General features: G+C 74.3%; 4 protein-coding genes. 2 read left to right on the top strand and 2 right to left on the bottom strand.

What is annotated here, in order from left to right; genetic code table 11:
* Together ACFQ3T_RS35160 and ACFQ3T_RS35155 are read right to left on the bottom strand one after the other, a co-directional pair.
* Positions 1-639 (bottom strand): DUF6542 domain-containing protein (locus tag ACFQ3T_RS35160; protein ID WP_380730219.1); only part of this gene is annotated, 639 nt, incomplete at its 3' end.
* A 38-nt stretch (positions 640-677) separates the two neighbouring features.
* Positions 678-1,616, bottom strand: a complete 939-nt coding sequence (locus ACFQ3T_RS35155; protein WP_380730217.1) for a DNA recombination protein RmuC — start codon at positions 1,614-1,616, stop codon at positions 678-680.
* A gap of 97 nt (positions 1,617-1,713) precedes the next feature.
* Here ACFQ3T_RS35155 and ACFQ3T_RS35150 point away from each other — a divergent pair, with 97 nt between their 5' ends.
* Both ACFQ3T_RS35150 and ACFQ3T_RS35145 read left to right on the top strand, forming a co-directional pair.
* Positions 1,714-2,859, top strand: coding sequence for an exonuclease SbcCD subunit D (locus ACFQ3T_RS35150; RefSeq protein ID WP_380730215.1), 1,146 nt, complete (start codon positions 1,714-1,716; stop codon positions 2,857-2,859).
* Positions 2,856-3,661, top strand: an 806-nt coding sequence (locus ACFQ3T_RS35145; RefSeq protein WP_380730213.1) for an AAA family ATPase, incomplete at its 3' end; no start/stop codon positions are given. The genes ACFQ3T_RS35150 and ACFQ3T_RS35145, both read left to right, overlap by 4 nt.

Genomic DNA, 3,661 nt, shown 5'->3' with positions numbered 1-3,661 from the left:
CGGGGCCGTCGAGCGGCGGCGGTCCGGGGTCGGCTCGGCGCGGTCGGCACGGTCGGAGCGGTCCGCGCGGGGGCGCTTCGGGCGGTCCTCGGGGTTCGGCTTGTCGCGGTCCGGGCGGGGGCGGTCCGGTGCGCGCTTCGCCTCGCGCTTCTCGTCCTTCGTCAGCCGGTTCGGGTCCTGCTGGGTCATCACCCGGACGATGCCGAGGATCACCGTGACGGCCGTCGTCACCGCCATCGCGGGGAACCCGTCGATCAGCGGCTTGCCGAGCTGGAGACCGGCCGACGCGAGCCCCCCGCTGGGCAGGCCCTGCGTGAACACGACCAGCAGCGGCACGACGATGGCCAGGATCAGCGGCGGCTGGACGATCGGGCCGAACATCGACCGCCGCTCGACGAACACGACCGCGCCGACGCACCCGAGGAAGAACGTGACGGCGAACACCCAGCCCACGGTCTGCGCGGCCGACCCGACGTCGACGTACGTGCCGATGATGGCCACCACGAACGCGATGAGCACCGCGGCCCACCACGGCAGCCCCCGGAAGCTGCCGAACATGGCGCGGTCGTTCCAGCGGACGGCGGAGACCTCGTCGTCCTCCGGCTCGCTGCGCGAGTCGTCACGCGTTGCAGCGGTCACCGCACACTCCTCGTTCGGCCTGGTTCCGACACACTCTATTACGCCTCGCGGGCGTCCAAGGGTGCACCGATGCCGGCCTCGTCCGTCCGCCGGACCAGCGGCAGGGGCGTGACGTCGGACGACGCGTTGCTCAGCGGCTCGACCGCCGCCCGGAATCCCTCCAACGCGTCCAGCTCGCGCCGCCGCGCCGACAGGAACCGCTGGAGGTGCGTGCTGGACAGGTTCACCGCGTCGATCGCGCCGTCCGCGGCCCGGTGGGCACGTCCCGCCGCCGCCCTGACCTGCTCGACGTCGTCGGCCAGCGCCCGGTCCGTCACCGCGAACATCGCCGCCGACGCGATCACCGCGAACCCGGTCGGCCCGCACAGGAACACCCGCCGGTCGAGCAGCCACCGCAGCAGCTCGGGATCGGTGTCCAGCGCCGCCACGACCGCGCCGTCGTTCGGCACGAACATGACGGTGCCGTAGATCGCGTCCGCCCACCGCTGGTAGCCCTTGCCGGCCAGCTCGGCGGCACGCGCGCGGATGTTCCGGACGTGCACGCGCAACGCGTCGGCGCGCTCCGACGCGTCGTCGGTCTCCACCGCCTCCGCCCACGTGGCCATGCTCATCTTCGCGTCCACGGGCACCTGCCGGCCGCCGCCGACGTTGAGCACCAGGTCGGGCCGCACGGAACCGCCGCCGGCGACGTCGACCTGCAGGCTGAAGTGGATTCCCTCGCGCAGGCCCAGCGCCCGCGCCGTCTCCACCAGCACCTTCTCGCCCAGCTCGCCCCGGCCGCTCACCGAGGAGAACGCCACCTCGTACCGCTGCAGCGCCGCCCACTGCGCGTCGCCGCGTTCCCGTTCCGCCCGCACCGCGGCCAGCGCGGCGTCGGTGCGCCGCACGCTGTCCTGGTAGAGCCGCCACAGGAACACGAGCGCACCCGCGAGCAGGAGCGCCACGACCACCGCCGCCGTGCTGAGGACCGCCGTCATCCCACGATCATCGCGCACCCGTGTCCGACCACACGTTCGAGCGACACGCCGAGCGGGGTTCCGGGGTTCGGGCGCGACCGCCCCTAGCGTGGCCGGCGTGAAGATCCTGCACACGTCCGACTGGCACGTGGGGCGCACCTTCCACGGCCGTGACCTGCTGCGGGAACAGGAATCGGTGCTCAGCGGCCTGGCCGACACCGTGGCGGACGAGCGGGTCGACGCGGTCGTGGTGTCCGGCGACCTGTTCGACCGGGCGGTGCCGAACGCGGAAGCCGTCGCGGTGTGCGCGCGGGTGCTGAAGCGGGTGCGGGCGGCGGGCGCGCAGATCGTCGTCACGCCCGGCAACCACGACTCGGCGGCGCGGCTAGGGTTCCTCGGCGCGTTCACCGAGGCGGGCGGCCTGCACCTGCGGACGCGGATCGCGGACCTGGCCGAGCCGGTGCTGCTGGCCGACGAGCACGGCCCGGTCGCGGTGTACGGCATCCCGTTCCTGGAGCCGGAGACGGCGCGGCAGGCATTGGGCGTGCCGGACGCGAAGGGCCACGCCGGCGTGCTCGCGGAGGCGATGCGGCGCGTCAAGGAGGACCTGGCGGGACGGCGCGGCGCCCGGTCGGTGGTGCTGGCGCACGCGTTCGTGACGGGCGGCGAGCCGTGCGAGTCGGAGCGGACGATCGCGGTCGGCGGCGTGCAGGACGTGCCGGGCGGGGTGTTCTCCGGGGTCGACTACGCGGCGCTGGGCCACCTGCACGGGCAGCAGACGCTGGCCGAGCACCTGCGCTACTCGGGCAGCCCGGTGGCGTACTCGTTCTCCGAGGCCAGGCACCACAAGCAGGTGTGGCTGGCCGAGCTGGGCCCGGAAGGGCTCGCCGGGGTGGAGAAGCGGGCGCTGCCCGTGCCGCGGGCGTTGTCGACGTTGAGCGGCGAGCTGGAGGACCTGCTCGTCGCGCCGGAGCACGAGGACGTCGCCGACCACTTCCTGTCGGTGACGCTGACCGACCGCGTGCGGCCGTTGGACGCGCTGCGCCGCCTCCAGTCGCGGTTCGCGCACGCGGTGCACGTGGAGTGGCGGCCGGAGGGCGGGCGGACCGGTGAGCTGCGGTTCGCCGAACGGGTCCGCGGCCACACCGACGAGGAGGTCGCCTGCTGCTTCCTGGAGGACGTGCGCGGCGAGCGGCCCGGCGAGCGGGAGCTGGGCCTGCTGCGCGAGGCGTTCGCGGCGGCGGCCCGGGAGGAGACGGCGTGAAGCTGCACGAGCTGGTGGTGAGCGGTTTCGGCCCGTACGCGGGGGTGGAGCGGGTCGACTTCGACCGGCTCGGCGCGGACGGGCTGTTCCTGCTGCACGGCGACACCGGCGCGGGCAAGACCACGTTGCTGGACGCGGTGGCGTTCGCGCTGTTCGGGAAGGTGCCGGGCGCGCGCGGCGACGTGAAGCGGCTGCGCTGCGACTACGCCCACCGGGACACGCCGACGTTCGTGGAGCTGGAGCTGACCGTGCGCGGCCGGCGGCTGCGGGTGAAGCGGTCGCCCGAGTACGACCGGCCGAAGAAGCGCGGCGACGGCGTGACGCGGCAGCAGTCTCAGGTGTCGCTGACGTGGATCAGCGGCTGGGAGGGCGAGGGGCACACCCGCATCGACGAGGTGGCCCGCGAGGTCGACGACCTGCTCGGCATGACGGCGGAGCAGTTCTTCCAGGTGGTGCTGCTGCCGCAGGGCGAGTTCGCGCGGTTCCTGCGGGCGGAGACGGCCGAGCGGGAGAAGCTGCTGGAGAAGCTGTTCGGCACGGAGCGCTTCCTCGACGTGGAGCGGTGGTTCCGCGAGCGCCGCCGGGAGCGCAAGCGCGAGGTCGACCAGCTCGCCCTCGAGCACCGCGACCTGGTGCAGCGGGTGGCCGAGGTGGCGCTGGAGGAGCCGCCGGAGGGCGGTGGCGACGCGGAGTGGCTCAGCTCCCTGCTGAAGCGGCTGGACGAGGCCGAGCGGGAGGCCGACCAGGTGGCGGCGGAGGCCGTGGCCCGGCGCGCGGAGGCCGAGGCGGCCTGGCAGGCGGC

Source organism: Saccharothrix hoggarensis (assembly GCF_042678885.1).
Classification (GTDB): Bacteria; Actinomycetota; Actinomycetes; order Mycobacteriales; family Pseudonocardiaceae; genus Actinosynnema; species Actinosynnema hoggarensis.
Note: the sequence above shows the minus strand (reverse complement) of the source record. Positions and strands in the feature narration are given on the sequence as shown.

What these genes read in the sequence shown, in the direction of transcription:
- ACFQ3T_RS35155 (WP_380730217.1), bottom strand. Translation starts at nt 1,616, where the DNA reads ATGACGGCGGTCCTCAGCACGGCGGCGGTGGTCGTGGCGCTCCTGCTC.